General features: G+C 66.3%; 24 protein-coding genes and 3 tRNA genes. 7 read left to right on the top strand and 20 right to left on the bottom strand.

The genetic code is table 11. From position 1 onward, the window contains the following. Positions 1 to 2 precede the first annotated feature (2 nt). From CH292_RS27230 to CH292_RS27150, 17 genes are all read right to left on the bottom strand, one after another. A complete protein-coding gene (locus CH292_RS27230) occupies positions 3 to 299 on the bottom strand; it encodes an HNH endonuclease signature motif containing protein (RefSeq protein ID WP_256978601.1) in 297 nt (98 codons plus the stop codon). Next, the gene (locus tag CH292_RS27225) at positions 296 to 574 is read right to left on the bottom strand and encodes a P27 family phage terminase small subunit (RefSeq protein ID WP_094656261.1); all 279 of its coding nucleotides are present in this window, start codon (positions 572 to 574) and stop codon (positions 296 to 298) included. Before CH292_RS27225 ends, CH292_RS27230 begins: the two co-directional genes overlap by 4 nt. Beyond that, the gene (locus CH292_RS27220) at positions 561 to 1,217 is read right to left on the bottom strand and encodes a hypothetical protein (RefSeq protein ID WP_094656260.1); all 657 of its coding nucleotides are present in this window, start codon (positions 1,215 to 1,217) and stop codon (positions 561 to 563) included. Before CH292_RS27220 ends, CH292_RS27225 begins: the two co-directional genes overlap by 14 nt. Before the next feature lie 153 nt (positions 1,218 to 1,370). Continuing rightward, complete coding sequence (locus CH292_RS27215; protein WP_094656259.1) at positions 1,371 to 1,829, bottom strand: endonuclease VII domain-containing protein; 459 nt, start codon at positions 1,827 to 1,829, stop codon at positions 1,371 to 1,373. Beyond that, positions 1,826 to 2,311 (bottom strand): hypothetical protein, encoded by a 486-nt coding sequence (locus CH292_RS27210; protein WP_094656258.1) that lies wholly within the window; start codon positions 2,309 to 2,311, stop codon positions 1,826 to 1,828. Before CH292_RS27210 ends, CH292_RS27215 begins: the two co-directional genes overlap by 4 nt. After that, complete coding sequence (locus tag CH292_RS27205; RefSeq protein ID WP_094656257.1) at positions 2,308 to 3,252, bottom strand: hypothetical protein; 945 nt, start codon at positions 3,250 to 3,252, stop codon at positions 2,308 to 2,310. The genes CH292_RS27210 and CH292_RS27205 overlap by 4 nt, the downstream gene beginning before the upstream one ends. A gap of 2 nt (positions 3,253 to 3,254) precedes the next feature. Continuing rightward, a complete protein-coding gene (locus CH292_RS27200) occupies positions 3,255 to 4,322 on the bottom strand; it encodes a DNA cytosine methyltransferase (RefSeq protein ID WP_094656256.1) in 1,068 nt (355 codons plus the stop codon). Positions 4,323 to 4,478: 156 nt separating this feature from the next. Beyond that, positions 4,479 to 4,796 carry a hypothetical protein gene (locus CH292_RS27195; protein WP_094656255.1) on the bottom strand — a complete coding sequence of 106 codons (318 nt, stop codon included), beginning with the start codon at positions 4,794 to 4,796 and terminating at the stop codon, positions 4,479 to 4,481. Beyond that, positions 4,793 to 5,812, bottom strand: coding sequence for a phage recombination protein Bet (bet, locus tag CH292_RS27190; protein ID WP_094656254.1), 1,020 nt, complete (start codon positions 5,810 to 5,812; stop codon positions 4,793 to 4,795). Before bet ends, CH292_RS27195 begins: the two co-directional genes overlap by 4 nt. Continuing rightward, the gene (locus tag CH292_RS27185; RefSeq protein WP_094656253.1) at positions 5,809 to 6,714 is read right to left on the bottom strand and encodes a YqaJ viral recombinase family protein; all 906 of its coding nucleotides are present in this window, start codon (positions 6,712 to 6,714) and stop codon (positions 5,809 to 5,811) included. Before CH292_RS27185 ends, bet begins: the two co-directional genes overlap by 4 nt. Then, positions 6,711 to 7,064: a hypothetical protein gene (locus CH292_RS27180; protein ID WP_094656252.1), complete on the bottom strand. Its 354-nt coding sequence runs from the start codon at positions 7,062 to 7,064 to the stop codon at positions 6,711 to 6,713. Before CH292_RS27180 ends, CH292_RS27185 begins: the two co-directional genes overlap by 4 nt. Next, positions 7,061 to 7,318, bottom strand: a complete 258-nt coding sequence (locus CH292_RS27175) for a hypothetical protein (RefSeq protein WP_094656251.1) — start codon at positions 7,316 to 7,318, stop codon at positions 7,061 to 7,063. The genes CH292_RS27180 and CH292_RS27175 overlap by 4 nt, the downstream gene beginning before the upstream one ends. After that, the gene (locus CH292_RS27170; RefSeq protein WP_094656250.1) at positions 7,315 to 7,737 is read right to left on the bottom strand and encodes a hypothetical protein; all 423 of its coding nucleotides are present in this window, start codon (positions 7,735 to 7,737) and stop codon (positions 7,315 to 7,317) included. The genes CH292_RS27175 and CH292_RS27170 overlap by 4 nt, the downstream gene beginning before the upstream one ends. Beyond that, a complete protein-coding gene (locus CH292_RS27165; RefSeq protein ID WP_094656249.1) occupies positions 7,737 to 8,165 on the bottom strand; it encodes a hypothetical protein in 429 nt (142 codons plus the stop codon). Before CH292_RS27165 ends, CH292_RS27170 begins: the two co-directional genes overlap by 1 nt. Further along, the gene (locus CH292_RS27160; RefSeq protein ID WP_094656248.1) at positions 8,162 to 8,410 is read right to left on the bottom strand and encodes a hypothetical protein; all 249 of its coding nucleotides are present in this window, start codon (positions 8,408 to 8,410) and stop codon (positions 8,162 to 8,164) included. Before CH292_RS27160 ends, CH292_RS27165 begins: the two co-directional genes overlap by 4 nt. Further along, the gene (locus CH292_RS27155) at positions 8,407 to 8,628 is read right to left on the bottom strand and encodes a hypothetical protein (protein WP_143545819.1); all 222 of its coding nucleotides are present in this window, start codon (positions 8,626 to 8,628) and stop codon (positions 8,407 to 8,409) included. Before CH292_RS27155 ends, CH292_RS27160 begins: the two co-directional genes overlap by 4 nt. Before the next feature lie 86 nt (positions 8,629 to 8,714). Further along, entirely contained in the window at positions 8,715 to 8,912 is a 198-nt protein-coding gene (locus CH292_RS27150) for a helix-turn-helix domain-containing protein (RefSeq protein ID WP_094656246.1), read from the bottom strand. Positions 8,913 to 9,079: 167 nt separating this feature from the next. On the opposite strand from CH292_RS27150, the gene CH292_RS27145 reads away from it, so the two are divergent. Next, a complete protein-coding gene (locus CH292_RS27145) occupies positions 9,080 to 9,376 on the top strand; it encodes a helix-turn-helix transcriptional regulator (protein WP_256978600.1) in 297 nt (98 codons plus the stop codon). 118 nt (positions 9,377 to 9,494) lie between these two features. On the opposite strand, the gene CH292_RS27140 is transcribed toward CH292_RS27145, so the two are convergent. Continuing rightward, complete coding sequence (locus tag CH292_RS27140; RefSeq protein WP_094627341.1) at positions 9,495 to 10,781, bottom strand: lipase family protein; 1,287 nt, start codon at positions 10,779 to 10,781, stop codon at positions 9,495 to 9,497. A gap of 681 nt (positions 10,782 to 11,462) precedes the next feature. Here CH292_RS27140 and CH292_RS27130 point away from each other — a divergent pair. The 6 genes from CH292_RS27130 (at position 11,463) to CH292_RS29520 (ending at position 13,703) form a co-directional block, all read left to right on the top strand. Beyond that, on the top strand, positions 11,463 to 12,122 hold the full coding sequence (locus CH292_RS27130) for a TetR/AcrR family transcriptional regulator (protein WP_019667338.1): 660 nt from the start codon (positions 11,463 to 11,465) through the stop codon (positions 12,120 to 12,122). 111 nt (positions 12,123 to 12,233) lie between these two features. Further along, positions 12,234 to 12,306, top strand: a tRNA-Glu gene (locus CH292_RS27125). Between the two features lie 132 nt (positions 12,307 to 12,438). Then, a tRNA-Asp gene (locus CH292_RS27120) sits at positions 12,439 to 12,512 on the top strand. Positions 12,513 to 12,578: 66 nt separating this feature from the next. Continuing rightward, positions 12,579 to 12,655: transfer RNA gene (locus tag CH292_RS27115), tRNA-Phe, on the top strand. 120 nt (positions 12,656 to 12,775) lie between these two features. After that, positions 12,776 to 13,330 carry a DUF6584 family protein gene (locus tag CH292_RS27110; protein WP_094656245.1) on the top strand — a complete coding sequence of 185 codons (555 nt, stop codon included), beginning with the start codon at positions 12,776 to 12,778 and terminating at the stop codon, positions 13,328 to 13,330. Between the two features lie 241 nt (positions 13,331 to 13,571). After that, positions 13,572 to 13,703 carry a hypothetical protein gene (locus tag CH292_RS29520; protein WP_019667336.1) on the top strand — a complete coding sequence of 44 codons (132 nt, stop codon included), beginning with the start codon at positions 13,572 to 13,574 and terminating at the stop codon, positions 13,701 to 13,703. Here the strand turns inward: CH292_RS29520 and CH292_RS27105 are convergent. Together CH292_RS27105 and CH292_RS27100 are read right to left on the bottom strand one after the other, a co-directional pair. Beyond that, positions 13,674 to 13,970, bottom strand: a complete 297-nt coding sequence (locus CH292_RS27105; RefSeq protein ID WP_230594378.1) for an ANTAR domain-containing protein — start codon at positions 13,968 to 13,970, stop codon at positions 13,674 to 13,676. The genes CH292_RS29520 and CH292_RS27105 overlap by 30 nt on opposite strands. A gap of 108 nt (positions 13,971 to 14,078) precedes the next feature. Continuing rightward, a complete protein-coding gene (locus CH292_RS27100) occupies positions 14,079 to 14,666 on the bottom strand; it encodes a helix-turn-helix domain-containing protein (RefSeq protein WP_020111539.1) in 588 nt (195 codons plus the stop codon). Between the last annotated feature and the right edge of the window lie 15 nt (positions 14,667 to 14,681).

The raw sequence follows: 14,681 nt of genomic DNA, 5'->3' as shown, positions 1-14,681 counted from the left end.
GTTCACCAATCCTCTGATAGTTCGCCGAGACCGAGCGGCGCGTCGCCGTTGCCTCGCGCGATGTTGCAAGCCCGGTGCGACGGACGAAGATTCGCCGGATCGTTGCCGAGTTCGGGGTGCGTCGACACCGGGTAGAAGTGGTCGACGTTGAAGGCGTCCGGCTCGTCCGGACCGGCCTCGTAGTGGATGGATTGTCCGCACATCCAGCACGGCGCGTTCGACTCTTCGCAGACCTTGCGGAAGTCCGCGGCGAGCGTGCGCCACGCGCGGCCGGAGCGGCCGGCACCGACCGCGCTCACGGCGCGAACCGATCGCCCCACGCCTTGATCGCAGCTTGCGCCTTGCGCTCGATAGCGAACGCCGGATGCTCGACGGCGTTTCCGCGCTCGTCGTTCACGACCGCGCCCTCGTCGTCGATCCGCTTCGCAGCGTCGCGAGCGCGCGCGACGACGACGCAATACGCGTCGAGTTCCGGCCCGAGAATGTCATCCGGCGAGTTGTGCCGGCTCACCGTGTAGACCCACACCGCGGCCGCGGACTCCGAAAGATGTTGCGGTGGTTTACGTTCCGACATTGACCCGCCCTCGATTCTCGACGCGGCCGCGCTTTACCTTGCCGGCATGTTCCGCGGCCGCGACGCCGTTCACTTCGACGTTGCTTTTCGGCTTGAAGTCGCCGAGCTTTTCCGTCTCGAAAATTCCGTCGATCACGGACCGATGCCACTGCGAGAGCTTCGGATCGTCCGTCACGTCCAAGTGCTCGAAACGCGTGTTTTGATTCAGGTTCATCGACGTACGAATGATTATGTCCCACTGGTCATTTCGCAGCAGGATAAATTTCGCGTGCGCGCGCAACGTGCGGATCCGCTCGTCGCCGTACAGGTGCCGGAAGTATTCGCAGTAACCCGGCTGGCGAGACTCGAATCCTTGGTCGACAACCCAGCGAACCGACAGGATCCGGCCGGCCTCGATCAGCTCGTACACCCGCGCCATATCGGCGATTCCGACCGTCCACGTGCAGACGTCCATGTGCGCCGGACCCGTCTTGTCGAGCAGTGCGACCACGGCGTCGATCAGCGAAAACTGCCCGTACGTGTAGCAGGTTGTTTCCTTGTGCGCCTCGAAGTCGGCCAGCGCCGTTACCGCGTTCTGCACTTCCCACAGCCGCGTCGGCCGGCGCTCCGGCGCGTCGTGCGTAAAGCTCACCGCGTCCGGCACGTGTTCGGCTCCTCGTCGACAGGCTCGCGCCCCGCCGGCCGGCGAGACGATCGCAAGTCTCGCAAACCTGCGCGGAAGTCACAACGTGATTGAAACGCGTGTTGTGCGCTCTGTGCGCGATTGTGAGCATGGCGCCAACGCGTCGCCGGGCACTCACCCGCCGGCGGCCCCGTTCGTCGCTCCTGCGTCGATCTGGCCGGCATTGCGGCCGCCTCCGAGGACGGCGCGTGCCGGTGGGTCGCAGAGATAGACGATCGCGCGAATCAGCGCGGCGACGTCGTGTCTCAGATGCCCGAGCACGTCGCGATTGCACGGACCGCAGAGCAACCCGCGGACCTCGCCCGTGCCGTGATCGTGGTCGACCGGTAGCCGCTTCGCCTTGCCCGTCGCCCGCTGGCAGATGAAGCAGCGGCCGCCTTGCGCCTGGTAGAGCGCCCAATACAGCTCGCCCGTGATCCCGTAGGTGCGTTCGACGTGTCGCGCGTGCGCCCGCTCCTTCGACGCCTTGCGCTTCTCCCGATCGTGCGTCGCGCACCGCGGACCCGGATACCTCGCCGGCCGGCGAGAGTCCGGATCGCAGTCCTTGCACCGCTTGCGTTCCGGCGCGCTCACAGCCGAGCCTTGCCCGTGATCCGCTCGAGGCACGGCATCCGCCGAGGCTCGCCGTTGCGCACGTTCACGCACGGCGACATTTCCTCCGCCCCGCACGTCGGACACGGCCGGTCGACCGCGCCGTTCACGTCGTACGCGCCCGGCACCGGGTCGCCGTCCGCCGCGATCGGCAGCGCGCCCAGTTGCTCGTCCGGCCCGACGAGCCGGAGCCGGCGATCGCGCGAATCCTCGCGAGCTGCACGGCCGGCCGCGTCGAGCCGCATTACCCGGTCGTTCGCCAAACGCCGCGCGCCGTCGACGACGTGAAACGGCTTGATCCGATCCGGCGAGGTTTTGTGGTGAAGCACCACGGCCTCCGCCGCGTCCTCGATCGGCAGGTCGCGGACCGTCGCGAACCACACGTCGACGTCAGCCTGCCCGACCGTGCGCTGGTCGAATGCGGCGATCCCGGTCAGCAGATCCCACACGTCATCCCGCGTCACTGCGCCAGCTCCGCCGGTGCGTTGCTACCGAGCGCGAAGATGCTCCGCCGGCCGTTCGTGCGCTCCGCCGCCTTCGCCTCCTGCACCGCCTGCACCCGCGCGTCCGTCGTCGACGGCCGAGCCGCCGCCGTCCGAGCCGGAGCCGAGCGGCCGCGAATCACTTCCGACACGAGCGAGGGCAGCGTGCGCGGCCCGAGGCCCGGTTTCTGCATCCACAGCCCGAGCGCGGACTTCACGTCCTCGTGCGACGTCCCGCCGGCGAGCAACATTTTCACTTCGAGCGCGAGCGCCGTCCGGACCGCTTGCGGATGCTCGACCGGAATCGCCTCGCGAATCAGCTTCCACGGCGTCGCGTCGATCGCCGGCCCGCGAGCCACGTTCACATCGACGTCGAGCACCGGGTCGCTGGCCGGCTCGATGTGAACCTGGCCCGTCGTCGGATCCTCCCAACCGACCGCGCCCGGCGACGGCCGCGAATCCGGCTCGCCCGCGTTGCTTACGTGAGACGAACTACCTACGTAAGTAGGTATATTCTCTTCTCTTCTCTTCTCTGTAGAGCGGACGTCACGTGACATGTCCCGTGACGACCCCTCCTCCTCCTGGCGCTTTTTTCTTTCACGCTCACGCGCCTTACGTTCGCGATCGGCCTTCTTTCGCCTGGCCAGCGCGTCGCCGGACTCTTGCCACTCGCCCCACGTCCGAAATTCGAGCACGTTCGGGTCGTCGGTTTCGACGAGAATCCGAGCCGCGCAGAGTTCGGCTACTCGCGATCTACTCGCCGGTACGCCGAGGTTTCCGAGCGCTTTTCGCGTGATTTTGCCGCCGGTTTCCGCGTTGCCGCAGTAGGCAATCGCCCGCGTCATCAACCGCTCAGCGTTGCCCGACAAGTTCTCGACGGCCGGATCCATGTAGTACGTCGTCGACAGCCAAACCTTTTGCATCGTCAGTACCTCCCAGCGGTCGCGCCGGCACCGACGAGGCCGGCCGGCGCGGTCAATAGCGGGCCCAGAATTGCGGCCGCGAGCAACGGCGGAACGGCATTCCCGACTTGCTCGAATTGCTTGGTTACGGATCCCGACCACGGGTAGTCAGCGCGGAAAGATTGAAGCGCGCCCGCTTCGGCCACCGAGACGCGTCGCGTCACCGAGGCACCGTCGCCGAGCGACTGTTTCCATACCGCGGTGCCCTTGCCCGTGATCGTCGCCGCCGGAGCGCCGTACGGATCGCGCGGCCGCGACTGGCCCGTGACGCCGGCCGCGAGCATCGACACGTTCCCCGGCTCGTATCCGGCAGGTGAAGCGCCGCCGGTCCAGCCGAGCGCGTCCGCCATAGTCCGCGGCGCGTCGAGTATTGACCCGAACAGATCCAGCTCGACAGGCTCCGGCCACTGCGCGCGCGTCGGCTCCGGAGCGGTCGCCGGCACGCCGTCGCGCCGGCCGATCAGGATTACCCGCCGGCGCGTCTGCGCGACGCCGTGCGCCTCCGCCGCGAGCTGCTTCACGGTCACCGAGTAACCCCAGCTCCGGAAGATCCGCGCGAAGTGCTCGAACAGGGACGCGACTTCCGGCACTTCCTCGAGGACGACGACGCGCGGCCGCAGCTCGCGCACCCAGCGGACCGGCTGGCACACCAGCGGCGAGCGATCGTCGGCCCACGCGTAGAAATCGGTCGAGTCGTCGCCGGCCGCCATGCGATCGGCGAGCGTGTGGCACTGCACCCGGTCGTACTCGCCGAGCTTGCCGCCGGCGCTGCTCCACGCCTGGCACGGCGGCGACAGGATCAGCACGTCGACGAGGTACTGCTCGAAGTAGGTCAGATCGAACGCGGCGACGTCGGCCCGGATCCGCCGGTGGCCGGCAGCTTCCGCGGTCGCGCACGCGTCCGGATCGGTGTCGAGTCCGACGAGCTGGCCGGTATAGCCCGCTATACGCGCGCCCTCGTCCCACCCTCCCGGACCGGCGAACGCGTCGACGACGATCGGCGTTCGCCCGTCAATTACGTTGCTGTTCATAGTGTTTCGTTTCCTTGGTTGGTTGGTATGCACGCCGGCCCGCAGATCCCGGCCGGCGGCCGCTGGCGCTTCTCACAGACGAAGCACCAACGCGCCGGCGGCAGCTCGTCGCCGCCGCCGACGCATTGGTCGAACAGATGAAGCTGTGTCACGCGATCAGTAGCTCCGCCGCCACATGCGCGCATCGCCCGCGACCACGCCGTCGACGAGCAACCCGCGCTCGTCCATATCGGCGAGCCATGCCCGGCACGCGGCGAGGGCAGGGCAGACCATGCACAACTCAGCGGCCGCGGACTGGCGCACGCGCATATCGCGCCACGTCTCGTACGGCGCGGACCCGTCCCACAAGGTCCGCCGGCCCGGCTCCGGCCGGAATGCTGCACGCTGGCAGACCGCGAGACCTTGCTCGTCCTCGCGCCCGAACGCCGCGTCGACTGCGCGCTCGTAGAGCGACAGCGCCGAGTCGGCCGTCACTTGCCGGCCGATTCCGCCGCCGGCGCGGATTCCTCGAGGAATCGGACGACGCCGGCGATATCGTCGCGAGTGAGGTCGGTCAGCGCGGACAGCTCGCGCCCGACGCGCGCGGACAGGAACGTGCGCCGCTCCTCGTCGTCGAGGATCCCGGCCGTGTCGAGCGCCTTCCGGAGCTTGTTCCGATCGCGCTCCGTTGCGGCGACCGGCTCCGCGGCAGCAGGTGAAGGCCCGGCGGCCGCCGGCTCCGGATCCGGCACCGTCTCCGCGTCGACGACCTCGTGCGGTGTCTCCTTCGGCCGGCGCACCGCGGCCCGGACGCCGGCGAGTCCGCGGCCGCCGCGCTCGCGACGCTTCTCGTTCGTCTCCTGCACGCGGTCCATCGCGCCGATATCCTGCGCGGCGTCCTCGAGCACCATCCCGGCGAAGTCGTTCGGATACGCCAGACGCCACGCGGCCGCCTCCGCGCACTTCGCGAGCTGGTTCGCCGGCATCTTCGCCCACATCGAGTTAGGGCGTTGACGCTGCCCGTATCCTGTCAGTTGGACGTATTCTGCGTACATCGCGACCGCGACGTACCGATTCCCGTTTACCGTGATCGCCACCTTCGCCGCGGCCGGCGGTTCGGTGTCGAACCACGCGTCGTCCCAGCCCGAGTTACGGCTACGCCACAGTGCCTCGCCGACCTCGAGCACGTCGCCGCGCTGGCGTGCGATCCGGTGCCCGAGCACGCGATAGCCGTCGATGCCCGTCTGGATCGTGTAGGTGAAGCCGTCGTCCACCCAGTCGCCGTTTACCTGCTTCCGCTTCGCTCGCGCGATCATGTAAATCTGCTTCGAGAACGGATCCAGCCCGGTCCGCTTCGACTGGTGGAAAAACAGCTGCACTTCCTCGTCCGGCGCGTCCTCGACGCCGGCGAGCCGCAGCACCGCCGAACGTTGCGCGTCACTGAAACCGAGCTGCTCCGGCTCGATCGCCAGCTCCGTTACCGGATTACGTAGTGCCAGTTCGTTACTCATGCGCTCAGAGCCTCCATAACCTTTTTGCCCGCCGGATTGAGCCGGATCGAGTCGTGCGGACCCGGCCCGCGGCCGGCGATCTTGTATGTCTGTTTTCCGTCCTGCTCCTCGCGAGTCAGCAACGCCTCCGCGGCGTCGCCCATCACGTCGAGCACCCGCGTTTTCAGCCCGCGCAGCCGCTTGTCCGTCTCCCGGTGGTCGAGCACCGCGTCGAGGTAGTCGAGCGCCAGCGCCTCGTCGAGCTGCACCGTCGACCCGTCGATTCGAGGGTGAAGCGCCCGCACCGCGTCGTAAGTCGCCACGTGATCGTCGAGTTCCGGCCCGGCGTCCGGATCCGACAGCGATCGGTGAAAGTCCCGCAGCTGGTCGACAATGCCGTCGAACAGGTCCGCGTCGAACCGCACCCGGTACGTGTGCCACTGAAAGAACGGACCCATGACGACCAGATCGGCCGGCTCGCGCGTGTAGCCCGAGACGCCCATCTGCACGATGACCTGCGTTACGTAGTCCGCCGGCCCGTCGTCGGTAAAGAAATCGCCCCACTCTTCGAGCGAGCGCGCCGTTTTCTTCTCGACGACGCGGCGAGCACGGCCGCGCGAGGCCCGGCCGTCGATCGTGGCAATCAGCGGAAACCCGAACCGGTCGGATCCGTCGAACTGCACTTCGCCGCGCGAGAGCCGCCAGCCGGCGTTAGCCGATCGCCACAGCTCCGCGAGCGCCAGCTCGTAGGCATGGCCGACGCGAAATTCGTCCTTCGGATCCTCCGGCGGCAGCTCGCCGCGCATCCGGTGCCACAGCGACCGCGGCGATTCCCAACGCGACAGCCCGAGCACGGCCGCGGCCTTGGACGGCGACATGGTGCGCAGCCACTCGTCCGAGCCTGGTTTGATCTTGACGCTCATTCGACGATCACCCCGAGCGCGGCCGAAATGCGGCGCAGTTTGCCGGCGCTTTCCGCGCGCACAGACTGAAGCACCTCGCGCACCGCGGCCGCCTCGACCGGATCCAGCAGCAGCGACCCGTCGTCCTGCCAGCCGTAAACCTCCGCGTCCACGACGTCGGTCGAAACCGGCTCGTACCAGTGGCCCAGCGTCATATCGGCCGCGACGCCAGCCGGCACGGCGAGAGTGACCTCGACCCGCCCGCCGGCCGCCGCGCGAATGTTGACCAGCTCGCCGGCGTCGAACGTCTCCCGTGACACGTCCGCGGACAGGTCACGTGACAGATCCGCGGACGTCCGCCCGGCGCTCATCGCCGACCCGCGCAATGCGTCTTGTGTTCGACGAACACCTGAAACCCGGCAGCGACGCGCATCCGCGCCTGGTGGACGGTCAGCCCGCCCGTGCGCAGCACACCGTCGCGGCCGCGGTCGACCGCATAGTTCCCGCCGGCACCGACCGCCGGCTCGAGTACGATCGTCGACGACGCCGTTTTCCGCGCGACGAGCACGGACCGGCCGCACTTGTCGCACGGCACGCCGGCGGACTGCATCAGAGACGCGCTCACAGACCGGCCGCCTTCCGCATCGACGCGGCGAATCCGTCGATCCGAGCGCCGGCCGCCATTCCGTCGAGGTAGGCGTCGGCCGCGGTGTCCGCCGCGGCGCGCCGCCACTGTTCGACGCCGGACAGCTCCGCCGCAGCAGGTGAAGCGTCGCCGGCGAACTCGCCGGCGCGGATCCGCGCCGCCATTTCCGCGAACCCGTCGCGGACGTCGGCGACGGTCGCCGTGTCCGGACCCGGCTCGATCGCGTGGCCGGCCTCGATCGTGCCGGCGACAGCCTCGAGCATGGCCTCGAGTTCGTGTCGCGTCGCGCCGACGCCGTGCCGGTGCGCGATCGCCGACAGATGCTCGCCGGCCCGGTCGACCCACGTCGCGACGTCGGCCGCGAACGCGTCCCACGCTCGTTCTTCTCGTGCGTCCATCAGTTGCCCGCCTCGTCGTCGTCGTGTCCGTGAAAGGTGATCGGTCCGCGCGCGTCGACGAGCTGGTCGAGCGTCAGCGCGTGGTCGTGGTTGAAGCTGGCCGAGCGCAGCAGCTTGTCGGAGTACATGGCCCACGCGATCCGGTCGGCGTCGAGCACGACGTCGCCCATGAGCAGCACCGTCTCCCGCGAGACCTTGAAGCCGCGGATCCGATCGTGTCCGGATCCGGCCGGCAGCTCGTCGGCCCACAACAGCCGGAGCTTGTGCAGCGGAATCCAGATCCGCGCCGCGGACTTGCCCGAGTCGAGGCGCACGTCGTCGAGCACGAGGAATCCCTCGTCGCCGTCCGGCGAGACGACGCCGGATCCTTGCTCGACGCGCGAGGGCATATCGAACTTGAAGGACACCCGCGTGCCCGCTGCCTTCACAGCCCGACCTCAGCGTCGCGCGCCCGGTCGTAGTCGCCGTCCGGGTCGCCGTCGTCGTCGACCTCGAGTCCGCAGTCGCGTATCGCGTCGAACGTCTCGTCGACCGCTTCGGCGACGATCTTCTCGTCGACGCAGACCCCGACGACCTCGCACGCGTCGAGTAGGTCCGCCTCGAACCGCTCGCGCATCCGCGCGGTCAGATCGCCGAACGTCTCCCAACGTTGCTCGTCTGTGCGCGCGCTCATGCGACCACCGACACCCAGCGCACGAGCTGGTAGCCGAGCATCCCGCACACGCACAGCAGGAACGCGTTCACCACGACCGAGCCGACGATCACCCAGTCGATCCCGCCGCCGTTGTCGACGTCGAGGCCGGCCGCGTCGTCGCGCGGAACGGTCGCGAAATGCTCGTCGAGTTCGGCCGCGCCGGCGTCCCTCTTGTCGATCGTCAATCCTTCGGACATACTGGTGCCCTCTTCTCTTTCATCAGGGGTGGAGTTCAGTCCGCCGGCTGCGCCAACAGCCCGCGGACTCTTTTCGTTGTGCGCCTTCACTGTTCGGACGCCGTGCGCTTCGCCGCGATCTTCTCGACCTTGCGAGGGTCGAACAGGAACGGACCGCGAACGCCCGTCCCTCTATGCGCCGGTTTCAGCTCACCACGTGCGACCATCCGCGAAATCCCCGAGGGAGTCACGCCGAGACGGTCCGCAGCTTCACGCGTCGGAATCAGCTTCTCTGTGATCGTCACAATGTGATCGTGGCAGTGAATTACAAGCGTGTCAAAACATTGTGCGCCCGGCGTGTCTGCGGGGTTTCATAACGTTGTGACGTAGAGCCGTCTTGCGGCAGTCATAAGGTTGTGCGAGGATTGATCTTGAAAGCACGATCAACGCAAGTGATGAAGGAGAGTCACCGATGAGCGCACCGAGCACGCCGCGACTTCAGATCCCAGTGTTCGACCTCGCCGACCGGCTCCGGAAATCGCTCCGCGTGTCCGGCATGGCGGTCACGGAAATGGCGGACTACTTGGGCATCACGCGCGAGACCGCCGGCCGCTACATGAACGGCCACGTCCGCGTCCCGACAGCAACGCTCCGCGTGTGGGCGATGGCTACAAATGTGCCGTTCGAGTGGTTGAAGGACGGCGTGGTTCCGGCCGAGCTAGCAGCGGAAACGCAAGGCGCAGAACCTAATCGACGGACTTTGGATTAAAAGTCCGTAGCTCTACCAACTGAGCTATAGGGGCGCGGATCGAAAGTGTAGTGGGTCCGCCCCGGCACTTCGCCACGCCCCCTGGCGCGCTCTCGAAAAGAACACCGGGAGGGTTCGGTCACCGACCGAAACTGCTGCATCCGTCGGGTGCCGGTATCCCGGCGAGCCTGTCGTCGATCCACTGATGGGAGCCTGGGAGCCCGGAGACGGCGACGATCATGTGTTCGCCGACGTATTCCTCCAGTCGAACCTGGGCGCCGCCCGCGCACCATTCGTCGTACAGGGTTTCGGCGCCTTGTTTGGGAATCCAGAACTCGTGCTGTCCCTGATAGATGAAGACCGGCGCCGACGGTGTGAGGTCGCCACCCATGCGGGTCTGCCGGATGATCTCTTCGGCTATGGGCGTTCGGTCGACGTTCGGCACGTCGGAGAGAGCCTGGACAGGAATCGGCGCGACGAGGCCGCCGGGCGCGAGCAGGTACACGCACATGTCCTTGGCGATCTGGGCGAGTCGCAGCCCGTTGGCGTTCATCAGTTGGAACATCTCGGGATATTCACGTGCCACGCCCATCGCGGCCGACAGGAACAGGGTCGATGCGGCGTTGTTGCCGTTCATCGACCCGAGGAGGATGCGGTAGTCGATGGGGGCGCCGCCGAATGCCGTTCCGACGATGTTGACGTCGGGTGCGTACACCGGTGCGAGTTGGGCCGCCCATCCGGATGCGATGGCGCCTCCGGAGTACCCGGTGATGGCGATCGGTGATTCGGCAGGCAGGCCGAGTGACGGCAGATTCACCATGGCGCGTAGGGCATCGAGGACGGCGTGCCCCGCCATGCGTCCGGCGGCGTACGCCTGGCGCGGGCCTTGGTGATCGGTGACGACGACGGCGTAGTTCTTGGCCAGGAAGAGTTGTACCGCAGCGATTTCCGGTGCGATGCCGCGGGGCAGTGTCCAGGACGGCGCGCATGTCTGGCCGAGTGAGTCGATTGCCATGTTGTAGGCGACGACGGGTCGGGGTCCCGGCCCCGCCCAGGGTGCTGTCGGCACGATGACGGTGGTAGCTCCGGCGACCGGCCTATCCTTCGAATCCGTTGTTCGGAAGAGGATCTGTGTCGATTGGACAGGGGTGAGCAACGGGCCGACGGTGACTGTTCTGGTGTTGAGAACCGCGCCGGGAGAGTAGCTTTCGAATCCTGGTGGTGGATCGAACCACGGCTCGCCCAGTGGTGTTGCCGCGGCCAGTGTCGGGTCCTGGGCTGGATCGATGAAATCGGACATAGGGTCGGCGTTCGCCGTCCAGGTGGCGGTGGTCAGCAGCGCGACGCTGAAGACTGTTGCTGCCGATCGGCGGAGGATGGTTCGAAGAGTCATGCGTGCCCCGAATTCGTTGTCGTCGTTGACCACGATGTGTTGTGGGCCACAGTAAGGGCGAGTTCGGGTGGGCGAGTGCTTCCGGCGCTTTCGGAGGCGAAACCGTTATACGAACCCCTTCTGAGACTTGCACGGCCACAGCGATATCGGCGTCGAGACGTGCGAATGAATCGAACTGGCAACGAATCCCGGGGTGTTCGATTGTTTCGACGCCGTCGGTGTGGTCGAGCGGTCCAGAATGTCTGCGTGGCAGGGGATTCGTGACCGGCCGGGCTCGGTCGACCGTCGGCACGGTAGAAGTGTGTCGGACCCGTGGCCGGCCGGAGTGCTGCATTTCGAGTCCATCGGAAGAGGCGCTTCACACAATTGTGACGCTTTTGTGGCGGAGTTCTCGATTTCGCCGTGCGTCGAAATCGTGGATTGACACCGGCGGGCTATATGTAAAGCCGTTCGGAATTGCTCGGTGTAGAGCTCCAATAGCGCGGCCCGCGACAAAGAAACGGCTCGAGTGCGCACCCCCTGCAGCGCACTCGAGCCGGCTTGATCGTACCACTCGGATTGTTTGAAGACAGCTCGGAGATTTGTCCGGATTACTGTTTCCAGCACTTTTTCCGAGCGAGTGGTCGGTCTCGAGTGCGCTGGTTCAAGTACGCTCGACTAGCGGTACTGCCTGCTGATAGATGCAGGTCGCTCGGGTTCGGAGGCACGGAAGCAATGGCACAACAAGAGCGCGCTCGGCGAACCCGAGCAGCGATAGTCGAAGCGGCGGCATCGGAGTTTGCACGCCGCGGGTACGCGGCTGCGTCGGTGAACACCATTCTGGAGGGCTCGAATGCCACCAAGGGCGCGATGTACTTTCACTTCCAATCCAAGGAAGACCTGGCTCGTGCCGTTCTGACGGCCGCGCTGGACCGGTACGTCGCCATCACGGAGAAATGGCTCGATTCGCCGCTGCACCCCTTCGAGGTGATCCGCGGGATCATCGACGACCTGGCGCTCGGGTTCCAGAACGACGTGATCGTTCGTGCCGAGTTCCGGCTGATAGTCGAGCCCGAGTTCTACGCGGAGATTCAATCCGGCGGAGGCCGTGTGTGGGGCCGTGCGGGGGTGCAGCTCGCGCGGAAGGCCCAGGAGATGGGGGACCTCGACCCCGAGTTCGGCCCGGAGAAGTTCATCCGAGTGCTGTCTGCGTCTCTTGCCGGCCAGCGGTACATGGCCGACCTCGTCTCCGACAGTCGCGATCTTCGCGTGATGTTCGAGGAATCGCTCGAAGTCGTACTTCACGCGATGGCGTCACCGGCATGGCTGGACCGCTGGAAGGCTGAAGGATGGCGCGAAAACACCGCAGAAACCGAGTCTGACCTGCCGGTTTGAGTTTTCTGCGAAAAGTGTCCTAAGCTATCCCAGCTCCCAACGGAACGCCGTTGAGGGTAGCGGCGGAGCAGTTCGGAACCGAAGAAATTCGGGCCCGGGTCATTCCGTCGGGCCCCCTTCGTCTAGCGGCCTAGGACGCCGCCCTTTCAAGGCGGTAGCGCGGGTTCGAATCCCGTAGGGGGTACGCAGGAAACGATCGGAATTGACAAACCGGTCGGCAGTACAGCAGTCTCTTGCAGGCCGCCGCGGTTCGAAGCAGGTTCAAAGCCTGCTAAGGTCTACGGCGGGAAGTTCCTCCGGGAATGTTTCACAGCAAGGCCCTGTGGCGCAGTTGGTTAGCGCGCCGCCCTGTCACGGCGGAGGTCGCGGGTTCGAGTCCCGTCAGGGTCGCAAAATCGATGCGAAAGCATCGGCTTGCGTGTAGTTCACGAGATGGCATTGTCACCGGTGCCGCCCGGCCAGGTAGCTCAGTTGGTACGAGCGTCCGCCTGAAAAGCGGAAGGTCGCCGGTTCGATCCCGGCCCTGGCCACCACAGCGTTCACAAGCCTTCACCGAGAAACTCGGTCGGGGGCTTGTTTCGTTTCCGGTTGCCGCAGGCTCCGCTTCACGGTCACGGCGCCGACCGAGTTGCCGGACGGTTACGCTTCTCGCTGTGGACGTGATCGACAGCGCGCAGCGCGCCTTGGCCGCGGGTGACCTCGACGGCGCTCGGGAGCGTCTGTACGAGGCGCTGAGGACAGCGCCGGCATCCCAGCCCGTTCTGGAACTGCTCGCGTACACCCACCTGTTGCGGGGTGATCGTGCTTCCGCTGGGGCGGCGTGGTTCCTGACCGACAAAGCCGACGACGACCCGACCGCGTCGTCGGCGTTCGAGGCCCTGGCTGCCCGTCATCGTTCTGCTCTCGAGTTGGCGAAATCGCTGCCCATCAATGCCCCGTCTCGGTACTACCCGGAGCGGGCTCGCGCGCGGCTCGACCGATTGGTCACCGCAATCGCAGCCGGCGGGCAGGAGTGGGTGCCACCCAGGGACACGGTGTACTTCGACGAGGCGGGCGTCGATGTCGACGATTTCGTCGACGACGAGTTCTCGGACGGAAGCGTGACTCGCAGCGACAGGCCACTGCGTCAGCGTGTGTTGGCGACCCTGGTGATCGTCGCGATCGCGGCGACGTCTGCATCGGTTGTGCTGGCCATCGTGTTCTCCTGACACACTGCGCGACGGTCGGAGATACTGCAGGCGTAAAGTTTGTTTTTCGACACCGTCCGGAACAGAAGGCACGATCATCGATCCCACCCCGCAGGAGACGAGTCACCGCGACGCCAACTACGCGGTCAATCTTGCGCAGGCCCGCGTCTTCGCGAGGAGTCTTGCAGAGCACATCGAGAAGTGTTCGGCGTCCATCGAGGTTGCGCAGGCCCGGTCTTTTCGAGCGCGCGCGGACAAGGCCATGACCCGGGCACGTGAACTCGACAGCGAAGCGGCCACGTTGCGTCGTGAGCTCTACGAGATGTATCGCCAGATCGACAACATGACCGCCCGCTTTCCCGAACTACGCGGAGACCCCGCTCTGCGCAACTGAGCCCGGCGCCAACACGTGCCCCCAGCGCGCCAGTGCTATCCGTCGTGACTCGGAATCGTGGCTGTCGCGGCCCTCGGCGATCGTGATGACCGTCCGCGCCAACTCGAACAGGCTCACCCTGTTGTCACGGGCGGTGGCGAACAGGTCGTTCACCGCGGCAGTGACGGTCACGCCGCATCGGCCGACGAGCACACCCGTCGCGATATCCACATCCGAGCGCGATGCGGGTCCCCGAGACACCGTTGTTTCGGGATTTCTCTCAGTCATGAACGTTCCTCGTACCTCTCGTGTGCTTCGGTGGTTCCGGAGCCGACGTCGTCTGCTCTCGGATCGCTCACTCTGCCATATGGATCCGACTGGAAAGTAGCGAAACAGCTACGAATCGGTGGGCTTGGCTCGAACGTGCATCCGTTCGCCCTGCGGGCCGAAAAGACTGAGGATTTCCACAGGGAGATCGTCGACTGCACCGAACCAATGCGGTACCCGGGTGTCGAACTCGGCGGCTTCGCCCGGCTTCATGACGATGTCGTGTTCACCGAGAACGAGGCGCAATCGACCGTTGAGAACGTACAACCATTCGTACCCCTCGTGGACACGGGGCGACGGCTCGGTGCGCACCGGATCCACGATGAGTTTGTACGCCTGCATCCCGCCCGGCCGACGGGTCAGCGGGTGAATGGTCACGTGCTCGCGGCGTACCGGGGTGCTCTTGATGCGAGGGTCTTCGACGGGCGGTGGGCTGATCAACTCGTCGAGCGGAATCTGATGGGCCCGTGCGATCGGCAACAGCAGCTCGAGGCTCGGTTTGCGTGAGCCGGATTCCAGCCGCGAGAGTGTGCTGACGGAGATGCCCGTGGTGTCCGCCAGCGCGGAGAGCGTTGTTCCGCGTTCGCTGCGCACCTTCCGCAGGCGCGGGCCGACGCCTGCGATGACCGAACCGACGTCGTCCTCGGAAGTGCTCATGAGGATATTGCAGTT

The organism is Rhodococcus sp. 14-2470-1a, assembly GCF_002259425.1.
GTDB classification, from domain to species: Bacteria; Actinomycetota; Actinomycetes; order Mycobacteriales; family Mycobacteriaceae; genus Rhodococcoides; species Rhodococcoides fascians_E.
Note: the sequence above shows the minus strand (reverse complement) of the source record. Positions and strands in the feature narration are given on the sequence as shown.